Source organism: Candidatus Symbiopectobacterium sp. 'North America' (assembly GCF_015762685.1).
Classification (GTDB): Bacteria; Pseudomonadota; Gammaproteobacteria; order Enterobacterales; family Enterobacteriaceae; genus Symbiopectobacterium.
In genome coordinates this window covers 1-1,926 of the sequence record NZ_PEHF01000028.1, presented here as the reverse complement: position 1 = coordinate 1,926, position 1,926 = coordinate 1, and the positions used below count along the sequence as shown (strand labels likewise).

Here is a 1,926-nt window from a genome sequence, read left to right as displayed (position 1 = left end):
CGAAGATAAGGGGGAATGTCGCGGTGATAAGTTTAGGTTTAGGGATGTGGGGGGCATAAATACTTCCTTTGGGAAGGTACAAGTATAGATAATTATACTTGATTGAGGGTGTGTGCCACCATGATAGGGGAAGACCCTTATTTATACAGTTAAAGGTGAGGGGGAGCAATAGGGTTGATACAAATATGTGGTGGTGAAAGGCAAAGGCTGTTAAAAGTCCGTGCGCCGCGACTATGCAGCGCACGGGCGGGAAGATTAACGGACTTGCCAGTTCAGGGTTTGACTGGCAAGGAAGGGTACCAGCGCGTCATCACCTAACGCGATGCTTTCCGGGAAGGTTATGAGAGCCTTATGCAATTCAATCCAGCCCTCATTGGTCGGTAAACCGTAAAACTCGGGTCCATTGAGCGAGCAGAACGCTTCTAACTTATCCAGTGCGCCAATCTCTTCAAACACGGTGGCGTAGGCACAGAACGCGGCCTGCGCGTTGAACACTCCGGCACAGCCACAACTTGCTTCTTTCTTGTGGCGCGCATGAGGCGCTGAATCCGTACCGAGGAAGAAACGGTCAGAACCACTGGCGACCGCATCGCGCAGTGCCTGTTGGTGAATATTGCGTTTCAGAATCAGCAGGCAGTACAAGTGAGGTCGCACACCGCTCACCAGCATATGGTTGCGGTTAAACATCAGGTGTTGCGGCGTTACGGTAGCGCCCAGATAGCGATCGCCGTCTAACACGTACTGTGCTGCTTCGCGGGTTGTGATGTGTTCAAACACGATTTTCAGTGTAGGGAAGCGTTTGCGCAGTGGCTCCATGACTGATTCGATAAAACGGGCTTCGCGGTCGAAAATATCGATCGCCGGATCGGTCACTTCGCCGTGAATCAACAGCGGCATGCCGATGTCTGCCATCTGCTCAAGGATAGGGTAGATATTGGCGACATCGGTAACACCAAAACTGGAGTTGGTGGTCGCGTTTGCCGGATAAAGCTTGGCGGCGGTAAATACCCCTTGTTGGAAACCTGCCACGACCTCTTTTGCGTCCAGCGAGTCTGTCAGATAGCACGTCATCAACGGTTGAAAATCGTTACCTGCCGGGATCGCGGCGAGAATACGCTCGCGATAGGCCAGCGCACAGGTGATGCTGGTGATCGGCGGTGTCAGGTTGGGCATTACAATCGCGCGGCCAAAATGACGACTGGTAAACGGCAACACGGTTGCGAGTACGTCATCGTCGCGCAGGTGAAGATACCAGTCATCAGGACGGCGAATTTTTAATACGGTAGACAGTGTTGTCATGAAAAGCGCTCCAGCGGGCTAAATGCTAAATGTCACGAGCAGATACGGCGGGACACAAGCATAAGCGCAAAGTGCTGGGAATGCACCCGTTTGTTGCTGACGAAACCTTATTGGAAGCGAGTGGCGTTCTGTGCTAACCACCGGGGTACAGGGTACACGACGAGGAAAGAGTAGCGTATGGTAAGTCCCATCGCCAATTTCTCAGTCTGGCCATTCAAGGCCCGTTGGGATACCTAACAGGAGCAACATATGGAATTGCGTATTGTCGCCAGTATTCAGGCCAAATCAGAATTCGTTGATGCCGTCGCACAAGCGGTGAAAAAGGTGGTGGCACCCAGTCGTGCCGAAGCGGGAAACCTGCAATACGATCTGCACGAGTCACTAGAAGCGCCGGGTACGTTCGTCTTTTTTGAACGCTGGGCAAGTCGTGAGGTCTTGACGGAGCACGAAGCAACCCCGCACTTTCAGCAACTGGTGGCCGAGTTGGAAGGCAAAACGCTGGGTATGGTAATTACCCCGCTGCGTGCGCTGATTTAAGCTGCGATTTTTTCAATACAAATATAAAAATCTATGGTCACCCCCGTTTTTGCAACACTGATTTTCGATTGATGTTGGGCTTGCTTAAAT

The 1,926-nt window shown here is 51.9% G+C and carries 2 protein-coding genes; one reads left to right on the top strand and one right to left on the bottom strand.

What is annotated here, in order from left to right; translation table 11 throughout:
• Positions 1-255: 255 nt before the first annotated feature.
• Positions 256-1,299 (bottom strand): dihydroorotase, encoded by a 1,044-nt coding sequence (gene pyrC / locus CS369_RS06720; protein WP_196906511.1) that lies wholly within the window; start codon positions 1,297-1,299, stop codon positions 256-258.
• A gap of 249 nt (positions 1,300-1,548) precedes the next feature.
• On the opposite strand from pyrC, the gene CS369_RS06715 reads away from it, so the two are divergent.
• Positions 1,549-1,836, top strand: coding sequence for a putative quinol monooxygenase (locus tag CS369_RS06715; RefSeq protein ID WP_196906510.1), 288 nt, complete (start codon positions 1,549-1,551; stop codon positions 1,834-1,836).
• Positions 1,837-1,926: the final 90 nt, after the last annotated feature.

Excerpts from the sequence above, each read along its gene's own strand:
- CS369_RS06715 (WP_196906510.1), top strand. The coding sequence starts at position 1,549 with ATGGAATTGCGTATTGTCGCCAGTATTCAGGCCAAATCAGAATTCGTT.
- pyrC (WP_196906511.1), bottom strand. The coding sequence starts at position 1,299 with ATGACAACACTGTCTACCGTATTAAAAATTCGCCGTCCTGATGACTGG.